21 protein-coding genes are annotated in these 24,106 nt (G+C 65.2%); 13 read left to right on the forward strand and 8 right to left on the reverse strand.

Annotation, left to right across the window (positions count from 1 at the left end):
• Nucleotides 1-97: 97 nt before the first annotated feature.
• Together ACYVNQ_RS15440 and ACYVNQ_RS15445 are read right to left on the reverse strand one after the other, a co-directional pair.
• Entirely contained in the window at nt 98-847 is a 750-nt protein-coding gene (locus ACYVNQ_RS15440) for an AraC family transcriptional regulator (protein WP_460903370.1), read from the reverse strand.
• A 525-nt stretch (nt 848-1,372) separates the two neighbouring features.
• Nucleotides 1,373-2,050, reverse strand: coding sequence for a hypothetical protein (locus tag ACYVNQ_RS15445; protein ID WP_460903371.1), 678 nt, complete (start codon nt 2,048-2,050; stop codon nt 1,373-1,375).
• Between the two features lie 398 nt (nt 2,051-2,448).
• Between ACYVNQ_RS15445 and ACYVNQ_RS15450 the strand changes: the two genes are divergently transcribed.
• The 3 genes from ACYVNQ_RS15450 to ACYVNQ_RS15460 all read left to right on the forward strand — a co-directional run bounded on the left by ACYVNQ_RS15450 (nt 2,449) and on the right by ACYVNQ_RS15460 (nt 5,706).
• The gene (locus ACYVNQ_RS15450) at nt 2,449-3,225 is read left to right on the forward strand and encodes a PadR family transcriptional regulator (RefSeq protein WP_460903372.1); all 777 of its coding nucleotides are present in this window, start codon (nt 2,449-2,451) and stop codon (nt 3,223-3,225) included.
• 62 nt (nt 3,226-3,287) lie between these two features.
• Nucleotides 3,288-4,103, forward strand: coding sequence for a siderophore-interacting protein (locus ACYVNQ_RS15455; RefSeq protein WP_460903373.1), 816 nt, complete (start codon nt 3,288-3,290; stop codon nt 4,101-4,103).
• A gap of 226 nt (nt 4,104-4,329) precedes the next feature.
• Complete coding sequence (locus tag ACYVNQ_RS15460; RefSeq protein WP_460903374.1) at nt 4,330-5,706, forward strand: TIGR00366 family protein; 1,377 nt, start codon at nt 4,330-4,332, stop codon at nt 5,704-5,706.
• A 149-nt stretch (nt 5,707-5,855) separates the two neighbouring features.
• Here ACYVNQ_RS15460 and ACYVNQ_RS15465 read toward each other — a convergent pair whose 3' ends face one another.
• Entirely contained in the window at nt 5,856-7,562 is a 1,707-nt protein-coding gene (locus ACYVNQ_RS15465) for an AMP-binding protein (RefSeq protein ID WP_460903375.1), read from the reverse strand.
• 203 nt (nt 7,563-7,765) lie between these two features.
• On the opposite strand from ACYVNQ_RS15465, the gene ACYVNQ_RS15470 reads away from it, so the two are divergent.
• From ACYVNQ_RS15470 to ACYVNQ_RS15485, 4 genes are all read left to right on the forward strand, one after another.
• Nucleotides 7,766-9,613, forward strand: a complete 1,848-nt coding sequence (locus ACYVNQ_RS15470; RefSeq protein ID WP_460903376.1) for an NfeD family protein — start codon at nt 7,766-7,768, stop codon at nt 9,611-9,613.
• A gap of 14 nt (nt 9,614-9,627) precedes the next feature.
• On the forward strand, nt 9,628-10,401 hold the full coding sequence (locus ACYVNQ_RS15475) for a slipin family protein (RefSeq protein ID WP_460903377.1): 774 nt from the start codon (nt 9,628-9,630) through the stop codon (nt 10,399-10,401).
• A gap of 99 nt (nt 10,402-10,500) precedes the next feature.
• The gene (locus ACYVNQ_RS15480) at nt 10,501-10,761 is read left to right on the forward strand and encodes a DUF4148 domain-containing protein (protein WP_460903378.1); all 261 of its coding nucleotides are present in this window, start codon (nt 10,501-10,503) and stop codon (nt 10,759-10,761) included.
• Nucleotides 10,762-11,155: 394 nt separating this feature from the next.
• Nucleotides 11,156-12,457 carry an NCS2 family permease gene (locus ACYVNQ_RS15485; RefSeq protein ID WP_460903379.1) on the forward strand — a complete coding sequence of 434 codons (1,302 nt, stop codon included), beginning with the start codon at nt 11,156-11,158 and terminating at the stop codon, nt 12,455-12,457.
• 156 nt (nt 12,458-12,613) lie between these two features.
• Here the strand turns inward: ACYVNQ_RS15485 and ACYVNQ_RS15490 are convergent, their stop codons facing one another.
• Nucleotides 12,614-12,904 carry a DUF1488 family protein gene (locus ACYVNQ_RS15490; protein WP_460903380.1) on the reverse strand — a complete coding sequence of 97 codons (291 nt, stop codon included), beginning with the start codon at nt 12,902-12,904 and terminating at the stop codon, nt 12,614-12,616.
• 440 nt (nt 12,905-13,344) lie between these two features.
• Here ACYVNQ_RS15490 and ACYVNQ_RS15495 point away from each other — a divergent pair, with 440 nt between their 5' ends.
• Both ACYVNQ_RS15495 and ACYVNQ_RS15500 read left to right on the forward strand, forming a co-directional pair.
• The gene (locus tag ACYVNQ_RS15495) at nt 13,345-15,360 is read left to right on the forward strand and encodes a sigma-54-dependent Fis family transcriptional regulator (RefSeq protein ID WP_460903381.1); all 2,016 of its coding nucleotides are present in this window, start codon (nt 13,345-13,347) and stop codon (nt 15,358-15,360) included.
• A gap of 128 nt (nt 15,361-15,488) precedes the next feature.
• Nucleotides 15,489-16,658: a VIT1/CCC1 transporter family protein gene (locus ACYVNQ_RS15500; RefSeq protein WP_460903382.1), complete on the forward strand. Its 1,170-nt coding sequence runs from the start codon at nt 15,489-15,491 to the stop codon at nt 16,656-16,658.
• Between the two features lie 55 nt (nt 16,659-16,713).
• Here ACYVNQ_RS15500 and ACYVNQ_RS15505 read toward each other — a convergent pair whose 3' ends face one another.
• A complete protein-coding gene (locus tag ACYVNQ_RS15505) occupies nt 16,714-17,376 on the reverse strand; it encodes a pyridoxamine 5'-phosphate oxidase family protein (protein WP_460903383.1) in 663 nt (220 codons plus the stop codon).
• A 97-nt stretch (nt 17,377-17,473) separates the two neighbouring features.
• Here ACYVNQ_RS15505 and pdxR point away from each other — a divergent pair, with 97 nt between their 5' ends.
• Together pdxR and ACYVNQ_RS15515 are read left to right on the forward strand one after the other, a co-directional pair.
• Nucleotides 17,474-18,961, forward strand: coding sequence for a MocR-like pyridoxine biosynthesis transcription factor PdxR (pdxR, locus tag ACYVNQ_RS15510; protein WP_460903384.1), 1,488 nt, complete (start codon nt 17,474-17,476; stop codon nt 18,959-18,961).
• 102 nt (nt 18,962-19,063) lie between these two features.
• Nucleotides 19,064-19,363, forward strand: a complete 300-nt coding sequence (locus ACYVNQ_RS15515; protein WP_460903385.1) for a 2Fe-2S iron-sulfur cluster-binding protein — start codon at nt 19,064-19,066, stop codon at nt 19,361-19,363.
• Nucleotides 19,364-19,406: 43 nt separating this feature from the next.
• On the opposite strand, the gene ACYVNQ_RS15520 is transcribed toward ACYVNQ_RS15515, so the two are convergent.
• Nucleotides 19,407-19,691 carry a helix-turn-helix domain-containing protein gene (locus ACYVNQ_RS15520; RefSeq protein WP_460903386.1) on the reverse strand — a complete coding sequence of 95 codons (285 nt, stop codon included), beginning with the start codon at nt 19,689-19,691 and terminating at the stop codon, nt 19,407-19,409.
• A gap of 281 nt (nt 19,692-19,972) precedes the next feature.
• On the opposite strand from ACYVNQ_RS15520, the gene ACYVNQ_RS15525 reads away from it, so the two are divergent.
• Complete coding sequence (locus ACYVNQ_RS15525; RefSeq protein ID WP_460903387.1) at nt 19,973-21,217, forward strand: NAD(P)/FAD-dependent oxidoreductase; 1,245 nt, start codon at nt 19,973-19,975, stop codon at nt 21,215-21,217.
• Between the two features lie 78 nt (nt 21,218-21,295).
• Here the strand turns inward: ACYVNQ_RS15525 and ACYVNQ_RS15530 are convergent, their stop codons facing one another.
• The gene (locus ACYVNQ_RS15530; RefSeq protein WP_460903388.1) at nt 21,296-22,240 is read right to left on the reverse strand and encodes an AEC family transporter; all 945 of its coding nucleotides are present in this window, start codon (nt 22,238-22,240) and stop codon (nt 21,296-21,298) included.
• A gap of 98 nt (nt 22,241-22,338) precedes the next feature.
• Between ACYVNQ_RS15530 and ACYVNQ_RS15535 the strand changes: the two genes are divergently transcribed.
• Nucleotides 22,339-23,265 (forward strand): LysR family transcriptional regulator, encoded by a 927-nt coding sequence (locus tag ACYVNQ_RS15535; RefSeq protein ID WP_460903389.1) that lies wholly within the window; start codon nt 22,339-22,341, stop codon nt 23,263-23,265.
• A gap of 74 nt (nt 23,266-23,339) precedes the next feature.
• Here ACYVNQ_RS15535 and ACYVNQ_RS15540 read toward each other — a convergent pair whose 3' ends face one another.
• Nucleotides 23,340-24,101 (reverse strand): CbtA family protein, encoded by a 762-nt coding sequence (locus tag ACYVNQ_RS15540; RefSeq protein WP_460903390.1) that lies wholly within the window; start codon nt 24,099-24,101, stop codon nt 23,340-23,342.
• Between the last annotated feature and the right edge of the window lie 5 nt (nt 24,102-24,106).

The following is a 24,106-nucleotide window of genomic DNA, read 5'->3' on the forward strand; positions in this document are numbered from 1 at the left end:
TACGTGCGCAAGTGCCGAACCTTGCAAAATGACTACAGAAACCGGTTGCGCGCACAACCGATCGGCGCGGACCGAAAGCAGCGCGTTGCGCGCCGCGCTAGCGGAAATACCGCGCTGGCGTTTCGCCGAGCGATTCCTTGAACACCGCAATAAACGACGACACGTCGTTGTACCCCACCTCGAGCGCGACCTGCGTCACGCTCGCGCCCGCGCCCAGGCGCTCGAGCGCGACCAGCAGACGCAGCTGCTGCCGCCATTGCCCGAACGTCAGCCCGGTGTCCTTCACGAACAGCCGCGCCGCGGTGCGCGCCGTCACGCCGGCACTGGCAGCCAGTTCATCGAGCACGCCCGGCTGCGCGGGCTGCGCGATCAACGCCTCGGTAATGCGCAGGATGCGGCGGTCGCGCGGATACGGCAGCGACAGCGGCGCGGTCGGAAGCAGCGGCAGACGATCGACAATCACGTCGATGAGCCGCGCTTGCGGTCCACCCGCAGGATAGCCGTCGCCGAATACCGCGGCCGCGATCAGCAATTCGCTGACCAGCGGATCGACGGCGACCACGCAGTTACGCGCCGGCGCCGCCACCACGTCCGGATCGGCGAACAGCGTCCGGGTGAGCACCGGGTTCAACGACGACGCACGGTGTAACGCGCCCGGCAACAGCCACACCGCGTGATGAGGCGGCACGACCCACAGCCCGCTGTCGGTACGCACGCTCAGCACCCCTTCGCTGACGTGGACGAATTGCGCGCGGCGTTCGGCGTGCCACGGTTTGTCCAGCGCGTCGTGCCGCTCGGCGATCACGAATACTGGGCACTGCATGGCATGCGGAGCGGCGGCTTCCATGATGTCCGTTTTGCCCTGTCAGGTTTGCAAACGCAGCGAGATTAACACGTCGGGGGTGTGCTTGTCCGTTCGCGCGCGCAGCCCAGGTGCGTATCGGGGGACATCAAAGCCAATGGGGGACAGCGCCTGCGCGGCGATGCACGTCGTCGCAATCAGCGCAGAAGAAAAATGCAAGGTTTGCTGCTAGCCGGAGCAAATGTCCGTACGGGTCGCCAGCGCGAACGCAAAGTTCGCTGCATTCGCAATGCAAGGGGCTCTCAGCCGGGCCGGTGCGATTGCTTCGGAGCATCCTGAACGTCGTCAGACATCGCAGGCTTCACGCGGCAAATCCCTCGACCCCGAGTTCCGCATGGAAGCTCGCCAGCTGCTGTGCATCGCTCGCGAACCAGCCGTGGCGTGCCGGTAGCGGATCGTGGTGTTGCCAGCCTGGTCCGCTGCCGGTTCGCAGAAATACATGAAGCCTGCACCGGCATCAGCCCGGCGCGCAGCGACTGCCGGACCTACCCGCACAGGCAGGATGCGCATTCACTGCAACTGGGTGATCTGCCGGCTGGTCGCGTCGAATATCGAACTCTTGATCGAGCGCCTCGTCGTGGAGATGATTGCGCCTTGGCCTTCGCTATGGCAGCCGTACACCCGCTGATTCTGGTTCTGGGCACGCCACACTTGAGCAATATGCGCATTCTCAGCCGAATAACAGACGAAAAAATAGGACGCGCTGGCGTTTCCCGCATTCAGCGTGTGCAACCCATTGAGAAGGTCGTTGAGCGTCGTATCCGCCCCGCGGTTATCGGTCACGTCGGTGTAGCTGCCAGGGCCTCCGTGAGCGTGCACGCAAAGCACGTCGCCTACGGCGACCTGACGTTGGGGGTCCCCCTCCTCGCCCTCGTAGACGTCGATTACACCGGAAATCGACGCCCCGTGAATCGTGAAGCCAGTCCGCGGCGCGTTGACCAGTTCGGCTGCATTCTCGCGAAGGTCGCCTATGGGCGCTGCGCCACGGGGAAATGGTACATAAATGATCAACCGTGCCATGTATTGCCGTTCCACTTTGAGTATGCCCACAACGGGCGAGCGTCCATCGCCGGCGACGACACGCCGCCGCTCATGCGAACCGGCAAAATCATTCAGGCGGATTTCAGATCTTCCGCGCCAAAGCCGGTTGCGCAGGCGGCAGCAGGGACGTGCGCAGGCGATCACCATCAGGTAGTTTTAGCGAAGCGAGCCCGCTAAACGGGGGCACACAGGAAGCAGCGGCTCACCATGCGAAGCAAACACAAAATTCCGGCATGCAAAGTCCGGTCTATTGTCTTTCGCATTTGCCGGTTCACCCGGCATTCCCGGCCTGTTCGCGCGCCAGCACGCCTGACGCGGCCCCGCACGGAAGCGCACCGGCACTGCACACGTACGCGGCGTACGCGCTCAGGAGGACACATCGCACAACGAAAATTCGCGTTGCCGCGGACTTTGTTGCATGTGAATGGCTGATCTGCCGTTGCCGCAGACTTTGTTGCACGCCGGTATCCGCAAAATGAGATTTGACAAAGTATCTTTCGATATATATCTTAAGATACATCTTACGACTCATGGAGCGATGCCCGATGCGCCATCACCACCACTCTCACCACGGCCTTCATGGCCATTCCCGGTCCGATTCCCACAACTCCGGCCACCCCTGCGATCCCGACGCGCCGCGCGACTCCGGCTCCCGGCCAGGCCTTCACGAAGCGTTCTCGCTGCACCGCTTGTGGCACGCGTGGCATGCGATCGGCCGCCACCACCATGGGCGCGGCGGCGGGCGTTTTACCGGCGGCGGCCCCGGCGGCTTCGACAACGAAGGCGACGGCTTCCCGCGCGGCCGCAAATTCACCTCCGACGACCTGCAACTGATGCTGCTTGCGCTGATCGACGAAGCACCGCGCCACGGCTACGAGCTGATCAAGGCGCTCGAAGCGCGTTCGAACGGCTTTTACGCCCCGAGCCCCGGCATGGTCTATCCGGCGCTCACGTACCTCGAAGAGCTGGGTTACGTGACGGTGCAGCTCGAAGGCAACCGCAAGCGCTATTCGCTGGCGGAGGCCGGCCGCGAATATCTCGCCGCGCAGCGCGAGCGGGCCGATCTGATGCTCGCGAAGCTGTCGCACATCGCACGCAAGATGGATTCGGTGCGCCGCGCGTTTGCCGGCGAAGCAGGTACCGCCGGCGACGACGACAACGGTACCGGCTGGCTGCCGGAATTCATCGTCGCGCGCCGCGCACTGAAGCACGCGCTGCTGATGCGCGATAACGCGAGCCCAGACGAGCAGCGCCGCATCGCCGCGATCCTGCGGCGCGCCACCGCCGAAATCGAAGGCAAAGGCGAAGGCGATGCGGGTTGAACCCACGGCGTCGTGCGAGGCCTGGCGCCTCTGCTACTAACCGACAAATACACAGGATATCCATGCATAACCCATCCGAACTCGCCGTGACACGCGTGCGGCATCCGCTGCGCTTTCGCCTGCTGCAGGTCAAGCAGGTGTGGGCGCTGACGCCATACCAGTTGCGCGTCACGCTCACTGGCGAAGATCTGCACGACTTCGAATCCGCGTCGTTCGACGACCATGTCAAAGTTTTCTTTCCCGAACCCGGCGCGGACAAACCGCTGCTACCGCAAGCGGGCCCGGACGGCCCGGTGTTTGCCGACGGCGCAGCACGGCCGGTTGCGCGCGACTTCACGCCGCGGCGCTTTAACCGTGCCGCGCGCGAGCTCGACCTCGAATTCGCGATGCACGACGCCGGCCCGGCCACCGCGTGGGCCGCGCAGGCGCGCGTCGGGCAGTACCTGGGGATCGGCGGGCCGCGCGGTTCGCTGGTGATCCCGACCGGCTTCGACTGGCATCTGCTGATCGGCGACGAAACTGCACTGCCGGCAATCGCGCGGCGTCTCGAAGAACTGCCGGCAAGTGCCCGCGTGGCGACGATCATCGAAGTGAGCGAGCCGGCGGCGCGCGTCGAGCTCGCCACTGCGGCAAGCCTGTATAGCGAATGGCGCTACCGCAGCAATGCCGTTTCGCGCGGCGAAGCGCTGCTGCAAGCGGTGCGCGAAACCTGGCTGCCCGATGGCGAAGGCTACGTATGGGCCGCAGGCGAAGCCGCAACGATGCGTGCCGTGCGCTATCACCTCGTCAACGAACGGGGCATCGACAAGTCGCGCATTCGCGCAGCAGCATACTGGAAACAGGGTGCGGCGGCGGTACACGAAGCACTCGACGACTAACGTCTCCCAAGATGCCAGAACAACGTAGTTTTCCTACCGGTCGGCTATTCATCCCGCCCACCACGCAGCGTGCGTAGCGACAAGCAGACATCGCAGATTTACGGTATGTTTCGTGCCCATCCGAAAACGCGGCAGTACAAAGCGCAGCGCACGGCTTTCAAACTGAAGGCTCGTGCACTGACGATAAACCACCTCCGCAATCATGCGCTAGCGAAACGAGAAACCGATGGACGCGAGACCTCCTGCTGCATCTCCCCTGCAATCTGAACGGCGCGGCATCGTCAGCGCGCTCGTTTACCTGTTCGAACGCGTGATGCCGGACCCGTTCGTTCTTTCGATTGGCCTGACACTGGTTGTCATTTTGCTGTCGATGGCCTTTGCACCGAACGCCGGCCTCGAACACATCCTGACCTCGTGGTACGGCGGCGCATTCGGCATTCTCGGCTTTGCACTGCAGATGATCCTGATTCTCGCCACCGGCTTCGCGATTGCCGATGCGCCGATCGTGCAGCGTGGGCTGCGCGCGCTCGCCTCGCGCGTACAGACGCCGACCAAGGCGGCACTGGTGGTGTTCCCGATCGTCGCGGTGGCGGCATGGTTGAACTGGGGGTTTGGGCTGGTGGTCGGCGCGCTGCTCGCGCGCGAAATCGCGAAGCGCGTCAACGTGGATTTCGCGTGGCTCGTCGCAGGCAGCTATTCGGCGTGGTCGATCTGCAATAGCGGGCTGTCGAGTTCGATTGCGCTGTCGCAGGCATCGCACGGCAATGCGCTGAATCTCGTCGAAAAAGCCACCGGCCAGGTCGTGCCGCTGTCGCAAACGGTGTTCGCCCCGTTCGTGTTCGTGCCGACCGTCGCGGTGGTGGTTGTGATGACCTTCATCTTCATCAGGATGCATCCGCGCCAGGCGGACATCACGCCGCTGCGCGAGCAAGCCGAAGCCCCCGTCGACGATCCGCATGCGCGCGCCGCCGGCAGCGATTCGTTCGCCGCGCGGCTCGAGCAATCGATGCTCGGCACGCTGTTGCTGCTCGCGCTGGGCGTCGGTTATCTGGCGGTGCAATGGCATGCGAAGGGTTTCGAACTCGACATCAACACGACGATCCTGATCTTCCTGCTGGCGGGCCTCGCGCTGCAGCGCAAGCCGATTGCATACGCCGATGCGATCCGCCGCGCCGCGCGGCAAACCGGCTCGATGCTGCTGCAATACCCGATGTACGGCGGCGTGATGGGCATCATGAGCGGCACCGGGCTGGCCTCGGTAATCGCCAAGACGTTTGTCGCGATCGCGACGCCGACCACGCTCGCGCTGTGGAGCTATCTGAGCTCGCTGATCATCACGCTGCTGATTCCGAGCGCCGGTGGCCACTGGGCGGTGCAAGGGCCGTTCGTACTGCCGGCCGCGCTGTCGATCCATGCACCGGTGGCTCGCGTGGCGATGGGTGTGGCGATGGCGGAGAACGTGTCGAACATGCTGCAGCCGTTCTGGGCGGTACCGGTGGTGGCGATCGCCGGGATCCGGATTCAGCGGGTGATGGGGTATACGGCGGTGACGTTTGTGGTGTCGCTGGTTCTGTACGCGCTGGCGTTGTGGTTGATTCCTTGATGCGGCAGACACGACAGGCGCACGCGCGACGGCCGGCCGCAGCGCCGTTGCCGCTGCGCCATCCCACTGCTGCGCCGGCAACAACACCGCAGTTGGTTGCAACTGCAACCAGCTAGCCACACGATCGAAGCTACCCCGCGCCGCACTCCTCAGCGCAAATCGGGAAAATCCTCTTCCCAATACTCATCGGTCAAACGCGGCGGCTCCGCATCGCGCTCGCCCTCGCGGCGGCGCAATTCGACGCGGCGAATCTTCCCTGAAATCGTCTTCGGCAATTCGCTGAACTGCAGCCGTCGAATCCGCTTGTACGGCGCAAGCTTGTCGCGCGAAAAGCGAAACACGTCGCGCGCGAGTTCCGCGCTCGCCGTGTAGCCCTGTCTTACCGTCACGAAGGCCTTCGGCACCGCGAGCCGCACCGGATCGGGACTCGGCACGACCGCCGCTTCGGCGATCGCCGGATGCTCGATCAGCACGCTTTCGAGCTCGAACGGACTCAGGCGGTAGTCCGACGATTTGAACACGTCGTCGGAGCGCCCGACATACACGAGGTAGCCGTCGTCGCGGATCAGCGCGACATCCGACGTGTGGTAATAACCGTTGCGCATTGCTTCATCGGTGGCGCGGGTGCTGTTCGCATAGCCGGTCATCAGGCCGAGCGGCCGGTGCAACAGCGGCAACGCAATTTCACCCTCGCCTTCGCCGTCGAGCGGCCGGTCGTCGGCATCGACGAGTTCGATCCGGTAGCCCGGCAGCGGCCGCCCCATCGACCCCGGCACGACCTTCTGTCCCGGCGAATTGCCGATCTGGCAGGTGGTTTCGGTCTGCCCGTAGCCATCGCGGATCGTGATCCGCCATGCATGGCGCACCCGTTCGATGATCTCCGGATTGAGCGGCTCGCCCGCGCCGACCAGTTCGCGCAGATGCACCGGGTACGACGCCAGCGGTTCCTGCACCAGCATCCGCCACACGGTGGGTGGCGCGCACAGCGTCGTCACGTTGCAGCGCACCAACACCTGCAGCGCCTCCTTCGGCACGAACCGCGCGAAGTTATAGACGAACACGCAGGCCTGCGCATTCCACGGCGCGAAGAAACAGCTCCACGCATGCTTGGCCCAGCCAGGCGAGCTGATGTTCCAGTGCACGTCGCCGGGTTTCAGGCCGATCCAGTACATCGTCGACAGATGCCCGACTGGATAGCTCTGATGCGTATGCTCGACGAGTTTCGGCTTCGACGTCGTACCGGACGTGAAATAAAGCAGCATCGGGTCGGTTGCGCGCGTCACGCCCTCCGGACGAAACACCGGCGACGCCAGGTAGCCCGCGGCGAGATCGGTCCAGCCGTCGCGCGGCGCGCCGACGCTGATGCGCGTAAGCGGCACGGTAGTGGATAGCGCGGCGAACTTCGCGACTTCCGCGCTATCCACCACCGCGACGTTGACGGCGCCGATCTGCACGCGGTCGCGCACGTCGTCGGCGGAAAGCTGCGTGGTAGCGGGCAGCACGATCGCGCCCAGCTTCATCGCCGCGAGCATCACGTCCCACATTTCGGCGCGATTGGGCAGCATCAGCAGCACGTGGTCGCCGCGCCGCACGTTCAGGCGGCGCAGAAAGTTCGCGATGCGATTCGAACGCTCCGCCATTTGCGCATACGACAGCTTGCGGCCGTCGCTGGCCGGATCGTCGACGATCCATAACGCCGGATTGTCGTTGCCGCGCGCGATCACGTCGAAATAATCGAGCGCCCAGTTGAACTCGCGCAGCACCGGCCAGCGGAATTCACGGTATGCGCGTTCATAGTCGGTGCGATGGCGCAACAACAGGTCGCGCGCTTCGATAAAGCCGTCGGCTGCCGTCATCGTCGTCTCCAGGTGGGCGCGCCTGCGCTCTGCGATGGCGCGCTCAATTCTGCACGCAAACTTCGCGCGATGAACATTGTTTGTCTGGGGGGACACTCTTCGTAAATCCGCGAAATCCCGACTAAGCTTAAACAACCGGCTTCTTTCAGGGCCGGCGTCCACCCGCAGCCGACATCTGCGGGGCACGGCGCCGGCTGTCGGCGATGAGAAACGACCCGCTTCTCCCGTACCGGCAAAACCCCGCACCGCCTGTGCGCTTGCGCGCAAACGGTGTGTCGCGGCTTGCAGCAGCGCTCGCCTGCAGTGGTCTACGCCGCTGCGGCACGCTGGCGCTTTGGCTGGTGTTGGTCTGCCTGTGCGCGACCGCGTCGCGCCTATCCGCTGCCGGCGCCGCGCAACCCGCGTATGCAAGCAGCACAACCAATCTTGTGGACGCCGGGCCGCCGGTCGATGTGAGCAGCGGCATACCCCTCGTCGAAATGACCGGCACGACGGGAGGCACGCCGCCAGTCGATCTGAGCAGTGGCAAACCTCTCGTCGAACTAACGAGCAACGCGGCAGCCAAACCGCCGGTCGATCTGAGCAGCGGCAAACCCCTCGTCGAAATAACCAGCAACGCGGCAGCCAAGCCGCTGGTCAATCTGAGCAGCGGCACCCTCGTCGAACTCACCAGCACTGCAGGCGCTGCGTTGAGCGCCACCGCATCACCCAGCGTCGTCGTGCTTCCGCTCAGCGGCGCAATCGGCCCCGCCAGCGCCGACTTTATCGTGCGCGGCCTCGCGCGCGCCGCACACGATCACGCGCAACTCGTGGTGCTGCAACTCGATACGCCTGGCGGCCTCGATACGTCGATGCGGCAGATCATCAAGGCGATCCTCGCATCGCCGGTGCCGGTCGCGACATGGATCGCACCCGGCGGTGCGCGTGCCGCCAGCGCCGGTACTTACATCATCTATGCGAGCCACATTGCGGCAATGGCGCCGGGCACCAACCTCGGCGCGGCGACGCCGGTGCAGATCGGCATCGGCGGCAACGATGCGCCGAAGCCGACGCCAACGCCCGGCAATACCCCTCTGCGCAACAACGACGCGGGTGCCTCCAAAGCGCTGCCACTCGACACGCCTTCCACCGAAACCCGCAAACAGGTGCAGGACGCGTCCGCCTATATCCGCGGCCTTGCGCAACTGCGCGGCCGCAATGCGGATTGGGCCGAACGCGCGGTGCGCGAAGCGGTCAGCCTGTCGGCGCGCGAAGCACACGAGCAAAAGGTCGTCGACGTGATCGCGCGCGACCTGCCGGATCTGCTGCATCAGCTGGACGGCCGCACGTTTGACACCGCTGACGGCATGCACCGCCTCGACCTCGCGCACGCCACCGTGACCACACTCGAAGCCGATTGGCGCAGCCGCTTTCTCGCGGTGATCACCGATCCGAACGTGGCGCTGATCTTGCTGATGATCGGCATGTACGGCCTGTTCTTCGAATTCGCGAACCCCGGCTTCGTGCTGCCGGGCGTAGCCGGCGCAATCAGTCTGCTGGTCGGGCTGTTCGCGCTGCAATTGCTGCCCGTCAACTATGTGGGACTCGGGCTGATTTTTCTCGGCCTTGCGTTTCTGATCGCCGAAGCGTTTCTGCCGGCGTTCGGCTCGCTAGGCGTCGGCGGTGTGATTGCGTTTGCGATCGGCGCGTTGATGCTGATCGATACCGACATACCCGGCTACGGCATTCCATTGCCGATGATTGCTGCGGTCACGGTATTCAGCGCGCTATTCGTGTTCACCGTATCGAATCTCGCGTTGCGGGCCCGACGACGGCCGGTCGTGACCGGTGCGGAAGCGCTGATCGGCAGTCCCGGCATCACGCTCGACGACGGCCTGACGCCGCAGGACGGCCGTCACGCCGGCTGGGCGCGCGTGCACGGCGAACGCTGGCGCGTAGAAAGCGCGACGCCGCTACCCGCTGGCCACGCGATACGAGTCACAGCCCGGCATGGGCTGACATTGACGGTCGTGCCCGTAAGCGCAACTTCATCGCACACACAGGTTCATTAGAAGGAGACCACTAAATGATCGGCTTCACATTCGGTTTCAGCAGCATCCTGATCGTATTCGCGATCCTGCTGGCCGCCGCATCGATCCGCATCTTTCGCGAATACGAACGTGGCGTCGTGTTCATGCTCGGGCGCTTCTGGAAAGTCAAAGGACCGGGGCTGGTGCTGATCATCCCGGTGGTCCAGCAGGTGGTGCGGATGGACTTGCGCACCATCGTCTTCGACGTGCCGCCACAGGACGTCATCACGCGCGACAACGTGTCGGTCAAGGTGAACGCGGTGGTCTACTTTCGCGTGGTCGATCCGGAACGCGCGGTGATCCAGGTTGCCCGCTATTTCGAAGCGACCAGCCAGCTTGCGCAAACCACGCTGCGCGCGGTGCTCGGCAAACACGAACTCGACGAACTGCTGGCCGAGCGCGAACAGCTGAACGCCGATATCCAGCGGGTGCTCGATACGCAAACCGATGCGTGGGGGATCAAGGTATCGACCGTCGAAATCAAGCACGTCGATATCAACGAGACGATGATCCGCGCGATCGCACGGCAGGCCGAAGCCGAACGCGAACGGCGCGCCAAGGTGATCCATGCGGAAGGCGAACTGCAAGCCTCCGAAAAACTGCTGATGGCTGCGCGCATGCTTGCGCAACAGCCGCAAGCGATGACGCTGCGCTACCTGCAAACCTTGACGACGATCGCCGCCGACAAGAGCTCGACAATCGTCTTTCCATTACCGGTCGATTTGCTGAACGCGGTGATCGAGCGCGTCAGCAAGCCGCCACAGACCTGATTACCATGTGAATTGCAAAGAACAGTTCGCCTTTGCCATACGCGCCTTTAGCGCGCCTTCTAGAATGAAAAAGCTTGATCGAAAGTTGAGGCCGCAACCATGAAACTCCTTCCTCGCCTGCTTGCCGTCGCGCTGTTCGGCGCGATGTGTGCATATGCCTATGCCGATACGTCCGGCTACCCGAACGATCCTTCGGCGCCTAAGACGCGCGCGCAAGTGATCGCCGATCTCGCCGATTGGCGCGCCGCCGGCTACGACCCGAACGACTGGATCGACTATCCGGAAAACGCGATTGCCGCGGGCCGCATCGTTGCCGAAAGACGCGCCGCGCATGCGGCGAGCAGTCCGTCGCTGCAGTAGCGCAGCGCACGCGCCGCAGCCGTTGCGCGTTCGCGCAGCATGGCCGTGCGTGCTTGTCACCACCGGCGCGAAGCGACCGCCGCGCGCCGTGCGTGGTTCGTTGTCTGATTCCTTGCTGAGCGCTGGTCTGCCCCGTCCAGTCCGCAGATGCGGTGTTCCCCGAAGCCCCGCCGAAGCCACCTAAGCATTACTGCAATTCGCGCCCGCCGTCTGCCCCGTCAACCGCCAGGTGTTGCTCACGCTCCACGCGCTTTTTTGGCATCTGCTCGGCCGCCCCGATCCTGTTTACAATCCGCCCCGTGGCGCTCGCGCCGACGCGGCGGCCGCCCGGCATGCGCCGGCCGTGCCAGACTCCTTTGACAACAACGACCTCATACGACGAGAGCATCGGCCCATGGACTCACTAAAACGGTATTTCGGCTTCGACGAGGCGGGCACCACGCTGCGCACGGAAGTGCTGGCAGGCGTGACGACCTTTCTGACGATGGCCTACATCATCTTCGTCAACCCCGCGATACTCGGCGATGCAGGCATGCCGAAAGATTCCGTGTTCGTCGCGACGTGCCTCGTCGCGGCACTCGCATCGGCGATCATGGGCCTGTATGCGAACTATCCGATCGCGCTTGCGCCCGGCATGGGGCTGAACGCGTACTTCGCGTACACGGTCGTCAAGGGCATGGGCTTCACGTGGCAGGCGGCGCTCGGCGCGGTGTTCATCTCGGGCTGCCTGTTTTTGCTGGTCACGCTGTTTCGCGTGCGCGAAGTGATCGTCAACGGCATTCCACACTCGATCCGCATTGCGATCACTGGCGGCATCGGCCTGTTCCTCGCGATCATCTCGCTGAAATCGGCCGGCATCGTCGCCGGCAGCCCGGCCACGCTCGTCACGCTCGGCAACCTGCACGACGCCCATGTAGTGCTCGCCGTGATCGGCTTCTTCGCGATCGTCACGCTCGATCACCTGCGCGTGCGCGGCGCAATCCTGATCGGCATCGTCGGCGTAACGGTGCTCAGCTTCTTTTTCGGCGGCAACCAGTTTCACGGCATCGTGTCGGCGCCGCCGTCGATCGACTCGACGCTGTTCAAGCTCGACATTCGCGCCGCGCTGTCCACCGGGGTGCTGAACGTGATCCTCGTGTTCTTCCTGGTCGAACTGTTCGATGCGACCGGCACGCTGATGGGCGTCGCCAATCGCGCCGGGCTGCTGGTCGAAGGCAAGATGCACCGGCTGAACCGCGCGCTGATGGCCGACAGCACCGCGATTCTCGCCGGCTCGCTGCTCGGCACGTCGTCGACCACCGCCTATATCGAAAGCGCATCCGGCGTGCAGGCGGGCGGGCGCACCGGCGTCACCGCTTTGACGGTGGCGGTGCTGTTTCTGCTGAGCCTGTTTTTCGCGCCGCTCGCGGGCGTCGTGCCGCCATATGCGACAGCGCCCGCGCTGCTCTACGTATCGTGCCTGATGCTGCGCGAATTGATGGACCTGCCATGGAACGATGCGACCGAAGTCGTGCCGGCCGCACTGACCGCGCTGCTGATGCCGTTCACGTACTCGATCGCCAATGGCGTCGCCTTTGGTTTTATTTCGTATGCGGGGCTCAAGCTGCTGACCGGTCAGGCGCGCCAGGTGAAGCTGGTGGTGTGGATCATCGCGGCGATCTTCCTGTTCCGATACTTCTACCTCGGCTCCGAGTAACCCGTGCCGACGCGACGCAGCAGGAAGGAAAGTTGATGTCGCACGCGAGGCGAGCCGTCGCCGCTGCCCGCCTCGCGCCGCTCAGGTAGCAACCGCGTGGCGCATGCGGCGCTTAGGTAGCGCTCAAGTAGCGCCCGCGCGGGACTTGTTTGGCCCTCACGCGCGCCAGTTCGCCTCATAAAAACGCACGTAACCGCTACGCAATACAAGGCAGCGCGCGTTGGTTTCGGAGAGCAGCCGCCGCGTAGCGGCTTCGATGCGCGTACGGTGCGCGTCGAACGCGCCGAGCATGTCTTCGAGACGTGGCGACGCGGCGCCGAAGTGGTCTTCGAGCGCCTCTGCGGTGATCATGCACTCCACCCGTTCACCATCGACCATTGCCGGAAACGCCAGGGTCAGCTCGCGGCCCGAATACTCGGGCATTTCTTTCGGGAAAATGATCTGCATGGGATGGCCCGCCGGGTTGAATGCAGTCTAGGGGCCGCGCCAGATCGACAGATGCCTTCCAAAACGGAACGCGGGCGCGGACTGGATCGATCGAGTCCGTGCGTCCGCGCACGCCCAAAACGATTTCATTTACTGTAGACGACTTGCGCCGCGCCGCAAGTTTTCCTGTGCCGGCCCCCCACGCCAGTGCAAAAAACCGGTGAAAAAGGCCCTGACGCGGTGCACCAGCGCGTGCCGCGCGGCCGCACGTCGCCACAAGTCCGGTAAGATAAGTCCACTTGCGCAGCCGATCCGCAGCATGTTGCAGTGCCAAATAAATAACAAAGCGCAATACACGGGCGCAATAGACCAGGCAAACCGGCAATGTGAAATAACCATGCGGCAGACCGGGCCCGCGCAGCGTGTGCCGCGCAGCCCCGGATCACCACGGAGACAAATCAGTGCCCCCTCGTTCCGCCATCGGCCAACCCGCCGCGCAACTGGAGGTCATCGCCCAGGCCCACGCGCGCTCGCGCGATTTCGGGCTGCGCGTGTCCGAGGCTCCAGATTTTCACCCGTTGCGCCAACCCGATCTGCGCGGCCTCGTCGAGCGCAACCAGTCGCTGTATTCGCACGCGCTGCCGGTGATGGAAACCCTGCATGCGCAGATCGTCGATACGCAAAGCATGGTGTTGTTGACCGACAGCAATGGCGTGATCCTGCACAGCCTGGGCGACAGCGATTTCGTCGCGAAGGCCAAACGCGTCGCACTGTGCCCCGGTGTTTCGTGGGCCGAGGCGGATCGCGGCACCAACGCAATCGGCACCGCGCTGGCGGATGCCCAGCCGACCGTCGTGCACGGCGGCGAGCATTTTCTGCATGCGAACCGCATCCTGACCTGCTCGTGCGCGCCGATTGCCGATCCGTTCGGCCGCACGATCGGCGCCCTCGACGTGAGCGGCGACACGCGCGGCTTTCACAAGCACACGCTGGCGCTGGTGCGAATGTCGGCGCAGATCATCGAGAATCATCTGTTTGCGAACCAGTTCGCCGACTCGCTGCGCGTGCGTTTTCATGCGCGCGCCGAGTTTATCGGCACGCTGTTCGAGGGCCTCGCCGCATTCGACGCACAAGGCCGTTTCCTGTCGGCAAACCGCAGCGCACTGTTTCAGCTCGGCCGGCCGCTCGCCACGCTGTACCAGCAACCGTTCGATGCATTGTTCGGCGCACCGTTCGCAGCTTTGCTGCGGCAGGCGGCACGCGCGCCCGGCGAATGCATGATGCTGACGCTGCCGAGCGGCGTGCGTGTGGTGGCGCGCGGCGAGTGCCCGGCGCGGCCGGCTTTTTCAGCCGCCGCAGCCGATCCGCAGGCTGCCCAGGCTGCCCAGGCTTCGCAGGCTGCGGCAACGCCGCCGGCATCCGCAACCGGCGCCCGCAAAACCACGCCACGCGACACATTGAGCTTCGCGCAACTCGACACCGGCGACGCCAAAATGACCGCCGTACTGCGCCGCGTGGAAAAGATCTGCGGCCGCGACATCCCGCTGCTGGTGCTCGGCAAGACCGGCACCGGCAAGGAATGGCTCGCACGCGCGCTGCACCGTGAATCGCCGCGCCGCGCGGCGCCGTTCGTCGCGGTGAATTGCGCGTCGCTGCCCGACACACTGATCGAAGCGGAGTTGTTCGGCTATGAGGACGGTGCGTTCACTGGCGCGCGCAAGCGCGGCAGCGTCGGCAAGATCGTGCAGGCCGACGGCGGCACGCTGTTTCTCGATGAAATCGGCGACATGCCGCTGGCGCAGCAAGTGCGGCTGATGCGTGTCCTGCAGGACCGCTCGGTGGTGCCGTTGGGCGGCACGCGGGCGATTCCGGTGGATATCCGCATCGTCTGCGCGACGCACCGCAACCTGCGTGAAATGATCGCCGACGGGACGTTCCGCGAGGATTTGTATTACCGGATCAATGGGCTGGCGGTGACGCTGCCGGAACTGGCCGAGAGAACGGATTTGACGGTGCTGGTCGAGCGGATGCTCGCCATGCAGCGCGCAGAAGACGGCGCGACACCGGCACGGATTCGCGCGGAAGTGCTCGAACTGTTCGCACGGCACCGCTGGCCCGGCAATCTGCGGCAACTGGCCAATGTGCTGCGCAGCGCCGAGATCATGGCCGAAGGCGACGACGAGATCGCTATCGAGCATTTGCCGGAAGATTTCGTCGACGAATGCGCCGCGCACCCACGCGACGCTACACAGGCGGCTGCGGTGCCCGCGCCGCACGATATCGGCGCACACGCACATGCGCACGCGGTTGTCGCGAGGCCCAAAGCGGACCCCGCCGTGCGCATGAGCGAGTGGCAAGCCGCGCTGATTGAACAGACGCTGGCGCGGCACGGCGGCAATATTTCGGCGGCCGCGCGCGAACTCGGTCTCGCCCGCAACACGGTGTACCGCTATCTGCGGATGCGCGGTGCGCATTGAGCGTGGCTTGTGACTCGCCCACTGCGGTGCTACGGCCATCCCGCCGCTTTCCGCAGCGCAACCACGCCGAGCCCAGCATGCCGGGTTAAGCTTGCGCAAACCCATCCCCACGATAACGCGCCCCGCACATGGCTACGCGTCACGAACTCAAACGATTCCGCACCAATCTCGCGGACGAACTCGACAGCGCCGCCGTCTACGACACCCTGGCGCACGTCGAAAAAAACCCGGCACGCCGGACCATGTTCGCGCAGCTCGCCGCAGCCGAACGCGAGCACGCCAAGGTCTGGCACGACAAATTGCAGGCGAACGGCGTGCAGGTACGGCGGCATCGCCCAGGCGCGAAGACGCATCTGCTGCGCGGGCTGATCCACACACTCGGGCCGTCGTTCGTGTTGCCAACGCTGGCAGCCGCCGAGACCGCGGATCGCGACAAGTACGCGCACCAGCCCGACGCCGCCCAACTGTCCGCCGACGAACAGCATCATGCGGCGCTGATGCAGGCGGCGGTTGCCGAAGACAAGGCGCGCGTCAAGCAGCCCGCCCTCAAGCGTGCCCGGCGGCATCGCACGCCACCCGCCGCCGAACCCGCGGCGCACGCCGAGGCGTGGCACAAAGGCATCGCCTCGGGCAACGACTTGCGCGCCGCGGTGCTCGGCGCGAACGACGGGCTCGTGTCGAACTTCTGCCTGATCATGGGCGTGGCCGGTGCCGGCACCGGCAACAAGGCGATCATGCTGACGGGGCTGGCCGGCCTGATCGCCGGTGCATGCTCGATGGCACTCGGCGAATGGCTTTCGGTGACGAACGCGCGCGAGCTCGCGCAGACGCAGATCGCAAAGGAAGCCGACGAGATCGAGCACGCGCCGGACGCCGAACAGCACGAGCTGGCGCTGATCTACGAGCAAAAAGGCATCGAACCTGCCGAAGCGCGGCGCGTGGCGGCGCAGATCATGCGCGACAAACAAAAAGCGCTCGATACGCTGACGCGCGAAGAACTCGGCATCGACCCTGCCGAACTCGGCGGCAATCCGTGGTCGGCCGCGGCGGTATCGTTTTGCCTGTTTTCGCTCGGTGCGATTCTGCCGGTGCTGCCGTTTCTATGGACGCACGGCAGCGCGGCGATCGCACAGTGCATCGGGTTGAGCGCGTTCGGACTGGCGGCGGTCGGCGTGTTCACGTCGCTGTTCAATGGACGCAGTGCTGCGTTTTCCGCGCTAAGGCAGATCGTGATCGGGTTGATCGCGGCGGCGTTTACGTTCGGTGCCGGGCGAGTGCTGGGAGTGTCGATTTCGTAAACGGAGGCGCGCCGGACTGACAGCGCGCACTCATCGCTCCCTCGTCGCGCCCTCTCTACCCCACTCGCGCCGCGCGCTGCCACGCCGCCACATATTCGGGCGTGCCACCCGGCGCCGCATCCACCACCGGCGCCTGCGCTTGCAGCGCTAACGGCAGCACGCCCGCCCACACCGGCAGCGCCATATCTGCATCGTCATCCAGCGGGCCGCCGGTGCGCACCTTCGCCGCCGCCTCGTCGAGCGGCAGCCGCAGCACGGTCGTGGCCGCCAGTTCGTTCGCATCGCCACCGCGAACTTCGCGCGAGCGTCCGGGTGCGATGCGCTCGACGAACGCCTCAAGCGAAGCCGTCTTCGCCACACCGTCGATCACCTCAAACGCACCGTAAATCACCGCCGAGCGATAGTTCATCGAATGATGGAACGCCGAGCGTGCCAGCACGAGGCCGTCCAGGTGCGTGATCGTCACGCAGACCTGCGCGCCGCTTGCCGCGAGTTTCAGCATGCGGCTGCCGTTCGAGCCGTGGATATACAGATGGTCGCCCTCGCGCCAGCATGCGGTCGGAATGCAGTGCACGCCGTGCTCGTCGGCAAACGCGAGGTGGCATACATAAGCGGCATCGATGATTGCGTTGAGCGTCGCGCGATCGTAGTCGCCGCGGTGTGCGACACGGCGCACTCGCGTGCGGTCGGATGGCGGGCTGGCTTCAGTGTGGTTCATGGCGAATGGAAGCATCGTGAGATGGAACAATCGTCACGATAAGAAATTCGTGGCACTATGAATAGACCCACCCGAGACCTTGATTCTGGAGCCACGCTTGGACTACAGTGCGCTGCTGTCGCGCTTTGCGCATCAGATCGGCCCCGATGCCTACGCGCGGATGTCGCAGCAACAACGGCTCTATACCTGTCTGCGCGACGCGATTCTCGGCAGCCGGCTCGAACCGGGCACGCGCCTGCTCGCCACGCGCGCGCTCGCCGACGAACTCGGCATTGCGCGCAATTCAGCGTTGTACGCGTACGAACGGCTCGCTGCGGAAGGCTTCATTTGCAGCACGCGGCAAGGCACGACGGTCGCGCGTGTCGGCGTGCGCGAGGCGCCGGCCACGCGCGGCGGCACAGTGCCTGCGCCCGCGCCCGCACTGTCGCGGCGCGTGGCGCGCATCGAGCGGCCGGCCGACGGCTTGAACGACCCGCTGCCGTTTCTGGCCGGCAGCCCGGCGCTCGACGAATTCCCGCTCGCGCAATGGCGCCGCTGCGTCGAGCGCGCGTGGCGCGACGCGACGCCGGGTCAGCTCGGCTATATGCCGGTGGAAGGCAACGCGACGCTGCGGCGAGCCATCGCCGAATATCTGCGTGTGTCACGCGGCGTGCGCTGCGATGCCAGCCACGTGTTCATCACCGATGGCACGCAAGACGGTCTCGATCTATGCGCACGCACGCTCGCCGATGCGGGCGACGTTGCGTGGATCGAGAATCCCGGCTACAACGGCGCGCGGCACGCGCTCGCCGCAGCCGACCTGCGGCTGGTGCCGGTGCCCGTCGATGCGGACGGCCTCGCACCGGGCCCGCAGCTTTGGCGCGACGCGCCGCCGCGGCTCATCTACATCACGCCGTCGCATCAGTACCCGCTGGGCGCGGTGATGAGCGTCGAGCGGCGGCTCGCGCTGCTGGCCAATGCGCGAGCCGCGGGCGCGTGGATCATCGAGGACGACTACGACAGCGAATTCCGCCATCAGGGCGCGCCGCTCCCGGCCGTGCAGGGCTTGACCGACGACGCGCCGGTGATCTACCTCGGCACCTTCAGCAAGGTGATGTTTCCGGCGCTGCGCATCGGTTTTATGGTGGTGCCGCCCGCACTCGCGCCGGTTCTGCGCCGCACTGCGGGCGCACTGGCATTGCGCGGGCGCGTTGCGGAGCAGCTCGCGCTGGCCGACTTTATCGAGGCGGGACATTTCACGCGGCATCTGCGCAGAATGCGGCGGCTCTACGGCGAGCGGCGCGCCGCGTTGCAGGACGCGCTCGAGCGCAATCTGCGCGGCCTTGTGACAGTCTCTGGCGGAGCCGGCGGCATGCATCTATCGGCACGGCTGGACGCGCCGGTGGCCGATACCGAAGTGAGCCGCATCGGGCGCATCAATGGCCTCGTGCTGCGGCCGTTGTCGCGTTTCTGCCTGCCCGGAACCGAGCGCGGCTACAACGGCCTCGTACTCGGTTACGGTGCAGTGGATGCCGCACAAATGGATGGGCTCGCGCGGCAGATTGGCGACGTGATTGCGCAGGCTGTCGCACAGAAGGCTGCATAAGCCGAGGCACGCGCGGCAAGCGGCTCGGTTACTATCGCTGTTCTGCTTGCAGGTTTTCAGTTTGCTTTTTTTGCTTTCCGTCACCCGATTGAATCGATTGCCATGCTCGAGCCTGATGCAACCTACACCGTGCATGTCCAGCCGCTCGGCCGCTCGTTCGAAGCGGCCGATTCGCTGACGCTGCTTGAAGCAGCAAGCTTCGCGGGCCTGCGTCTGCCGCGCATGTGCCGCAACGGTACGTGCCGCACCTGCCTGTGCAAGATGCTCGACGGGCGCGTGAGCTATCAGATCGAATGGCCAGGCGTCAGCGCGGAGGAAAAAGCCGAAGGCTACATCCTGCCGTGCGTGGCGATCGCGCAAAGCGATCTGGTGATTGAGGTGTCGGGGGTGGAGGAAATCTGAGTCGAGGCGCCTGCGTGGGCTCCACAGGTAGCAAGATCGTTGACTAAAAGTTCAATTGCCCGGGCGTCGTGCCAAGCGCAGCGGCAATACTTTTGCGTGAGCGTTCCGACAGCGCAACGACATTTTCCAGCTGTGCATAAGCCGCCTCGGTGACGCCAAGTCGCCTGGCCATTTCCGCTTGCGTGAAACCAAGGTGTTCGCGCCATGCACGTGCGGGCGTTGCACCGTCAACGACACGACTCACCACGTCGTGTGGAATCAATTGCCGTCCGGCGCGATGCTCGGCCGTGATTTGTGCAAAGTCGGTCGCGCGCGCATTCATTGGCATGTTGTGCTCCAGGCGATATCCAGAATCGAGAAAGACACGATGGTGTCGCTCATGCGATGTTCGCATGGCTTGCCGTAAAACCGGTGCTCAAAACGCATACGAAAACTCTGAAAATGATCGAGCTCCCGACAACGCTCGTCGTCGCACGATTCGCCCCAACCCCGCGCCCCTATAATCATCAATTCGTGATGCTCGCGCGCACCATCGCCGCATCCGCGCGGTCACCCGCCCGCACAACAACGTGCAGTCCATGCCTGCACCCCAACAAACAGAGAACGCGGATGGACTTCGACGTCATCGTGTTAGGCGCCGGCATCATCGGTGTGTGTTCGGCGCTGCATCTGCAGGACCGCGGCAAACGCGTCGCGCTGCTCGACCGGCGCGGACCCGGCGAAGAAACCAGCTTCGGCAATGCTGGGCTGATCGAGCGCTCGTCGGTCGTGCCGTACGCCTTTCCACGCAAATTCAGCACACTGCTGCGCTATGCGCGTAACCAGTGCCCGGAACTTTACTGGGACTATCGCGCACTACCGTCATACGCGTCATGGCTCGCGCGCTACTGGTGGGAATCCGCGCCGCAGCGGCACGCAGCCGCCGCGCGCGACATGCTGCCGCTCATCCGCGCATGCGTCGCCGAACACGATGCGCTGATCGCACGCGCGGGCGCAGCGGATCTGGTGCACGACGGCGGCTGGATCGAAGTGTTCCGCACGCAGCGCGCGTTCGATGCCGATCTCGCACTGGCACAAGCCGCCGTGCGCGACCAGGGCCTGCACGTCGAAGCGCTCGATGCCGCCGCGCTGCAAGCACGGGAGCCCGGCATCGGCACGGGCCTGTGCGGCGCGCTGCATTGGCGCGACCCGAAGAGCGTGCGCGACCCCGGCATGCTAGTCAAAAGCTATGCGCGCCTGTTCGAAAGCAACGGCGGCGTATTCGTCAACGGCGATGCAACCACGCTGCGCGCAGAACACGATGCATGGAGCGTGCAAACCGCATCCGGACGCATCGCGGCCCGCGAGGTCGTAGTCGCGCTCGGCCCGTGGTCCGACATGGTGTTCGCACCGCTCGGCTATCGCATCGCGCTGCGTGCGAAGCGCGGCTATCACATGCACTACCGTCCGACCCGCACGATGCTGTCGGTGCCGGTCATCGATACGGAACGCGGCTATGTGGTGGCGCCGATGCAAGGCAACCGCTTGCGCGTGACCACCGGCGCCGAGCTCGCAAAACGCGGCGCGCCGCCTACCGGCATCCAGCTCGCGCGCGTCGAACCGCTTGCGCGCGCAACCTTCGGCATCGGCGAGCGCGTCGATGCGCAACCGTGGCTCGGCATGCGGCCGTGCACACCCGATATGCGGCCTGTGATCGGCCCTGCGCCGCGCCATCGCGGCTTATGGTTTGCGTTCGGCCACAACCATCACGGACTGACACTCGGGCCGGTCACCGGCCGGCTACTGGCGGAACTGATGACCGGCGCCGAGCCGTTCACCGATGCGCGCCCGTATCGGGCAGAACGATTCGGCTAGCGAGTGTCGCTACCCACGACGTGCGTCGGCGCCCCCGCAGCGGGCGCACCACGTCATCAGCCGCATTTGCCGGCGCGCCTACACGCCATGCCGCTGCATGAACATCAGCAACACCGACAGCGTAACGAGCGACGCGATCGTCGAAAACAGAATGGTTTGCGACGTCACATGCGCTTCGCGCTCATAGAACTCGGCGAGCATGTAAGGACCGGTACCGGTGGGCAACGCCGCGAGCAGCACAGCCATGTCGACCTCGAGCGTAGGCAGCGCAAACACATGCGCCGCCATCCACCACGCCAGCGCCGGCTGCGCCACCAGCTTGACCACAGTGAACACCACCGAGGTCGCACGCCCGTTGCCGGCCGGCCGCTTCTCCGCGAGAAAGAGACCGAGGCTCACCAGCGCGCACGGGCTCGCCGCGCCGCCGAGCAGCTTCAGGAAAGTCTCCACGCTCTGCGGCAACGCCGTGTGCGCACTCGCGACCAGCGCGCCCAGAATCGGCGACACGATCAGCGGATTCTTCGCCAGCGCCTTCAGCACTTTCAGCCCGAGCTTGTGCGGCGCGCGCTCGCTTTGCAGGCCGATTTCGATCAGCACGATCGCCACCGCAAACAGCACGCACGCGACGATGATCGTCGCGATGGTGGTCGGCGTCAGGCTGGCCTTGCCGTACGCGAGCATGCCGAGCGGAAAGCCGATGTAGCCGGTGTTCGGGTACGACGCGGCAATCGCATCGATACTCGCATCGGCCAGATGACGGCCGCGCAGCATCCGCCCGATCAGCACCAGCACGAAGATGCCCGCGCACGCGAGCGAGAAGGTCGCGACGAAGCCCGGCTGGTCCAGTTGCTGCCACGTGGAGTGCGCCATCGTATCGAACAGCAACGCAGGCAGCGCGAGCCAGACGACGAAGCGGTTCAGTTCGGAAGCGGCGCTCGGACCGAGCAGATTGCGCCGGCGGCTGAAGAAGCCGGCCAGAATCAGTGCAAAAACGGGCAGCAGGATTTCAAGCGTGGACAGCATCGCGGCGAGTGGGTCTGGTGAAGTGCACCTCAGGGTAAACGTTAGCAGCGATACAATCCAATGCTGATTGAAGCCGCCAACAATACTTTTTTTGCATCATGATCGACGTCAAACCGCTCCGCTATTTCGTCGCGCTTGCCGAAACACGCCATTTCGGCCGTGCCGCAGCGCGTCTGCATCTGTCGCAGCCGCCGCTGTCGCGCCAACTGGCCGCGCTCGAGGCGTCGCTGGGCGTCAGGCTGATCGAGCGCACACCACGCAGCGTCACGCTGACCGCTGCCGGCGAGCGTTTCTACACCGATGCCAAGGCGATCCTCGCCGCGCTCGACCAGGCCGGCCACCATGCGCGCGCCGCGTCGTTCGGCGAGCGCGGCGAACTGACGATCGGTTTTACGATGTGCGCCGCGTATAGCGTGCTGCCCACCTTCGCGCGCGCTTACAGCACGGCTTTTCCGGACGTCACGCTGAACCTGCGCGAAATCGTGTCGAACGATCTTGGCCCACAGGTGCAGAACGCCCAGGTCGATGCGGCGATCATGCTGGCCGATGCGCCGCCACGCGGCCTGACCGAGCGCACCGTGCTGGTCGAGCCGTTGTGCGTGGCGCTGCCGCGTACGCATGCGCTCGCACGGCAGCGCAAGCTGCACGCCGCGCAACTGGCGCAGGAACCGTTCGTGATCGCCAGCAAGGAAGTCGGTCCGGGCCTGCACGAAACCATCGCCGGCCATTGCCGTGAGGCCGGGTTCGAGCCGGACGTGCGCTTCGAAGTGCGCTTGCAGCAGACCGTGCTAAGCCTCGTCGACGAGGGTGCGGGCGTGGCGCTGGTGCCGGCATCGATGCGCCGCGCGCAGTTGGCGGGCGTGGTATTCAAGCCGCTCGCGGATGCGCCGACGGTTTCGCAGGTGCTGGTGTGGTCGCACGCAAATCGCAATCCGTGTCTTGCGCGCTTTCTGCAGATGGTGGGCGAGCTGCCGCTCGCACCGCTTGATGGCAGCCGGCGCGCGCATGTCGCACCGGCTGCGTAGAGGAAATGGGTTCGCGGATCAGGTCGTTGCTTCGCAGATCGGATCCGCGGGACTTGCCCGCTGCTACGCGCGCTTCAACCCGCGAGGCGCCCCGGCGCCCGTGCGCCGCGCTGCACGCGTTGCATCCGTTCGACGAGCGCGCCGAACAGCAACCCAAGCACGCCCCACAGCAGCGTCTGCATGCCGAGCGCCGCGACCCGGAATTTCCACAGCACGACGGCCGGGAACGCGGCCGGCACTTCGTTGATGTCCGGCAGGCCAATCTGCACGGCCGCGATGATCGCAACGAACAGCACGCCCGCCGCAATCGAGCCGTTCCACGCACCGAGGCGCGCCGCCGCATGGCGCCGCACCTTCATTGAAAACACCAGCGCAGTCAGCGAAATCGCGATCATCAGAAAGTACAGGCCGGTGCGATAGCCGATCGTTTCAGGGTCGCCGACCGACGGCGGATTCGGCGGATACTTGAGCGCCGGCACGATTGCGATTGCGACGAATGCGCCTAGCGCGAGCAAGGCCGACAGCGCACGCGCGCTGACACGGCCGGCCCGGCCGTGAAGGTACGCAAAAGTCAGCGCGAACAAGCCGCCGATCGCCGCGCCGTACGCGAGAACGCCGGTCAGCAACCCCAGCCCCGCCTGGGTCGGACGGCTCACCAGTTCTTCTTCATGTTCGTGCGCGTGGCCTTCAGCGGCCTCTTTCGCCGCGTCCGCTTTCTCTTCGAACGAGATCGCCTGATCGACTTGCGGCTCGCCCACCACGCGGGCAAACGCGAACGTGATGAGCCCCGCGGCGATGCCTGCCAGCATGCCGCGCACCAGCAATTTACCTACCATGTTCC

Source organism: Paraburkholderia jirisanensis, assembly GCF_054782355.1.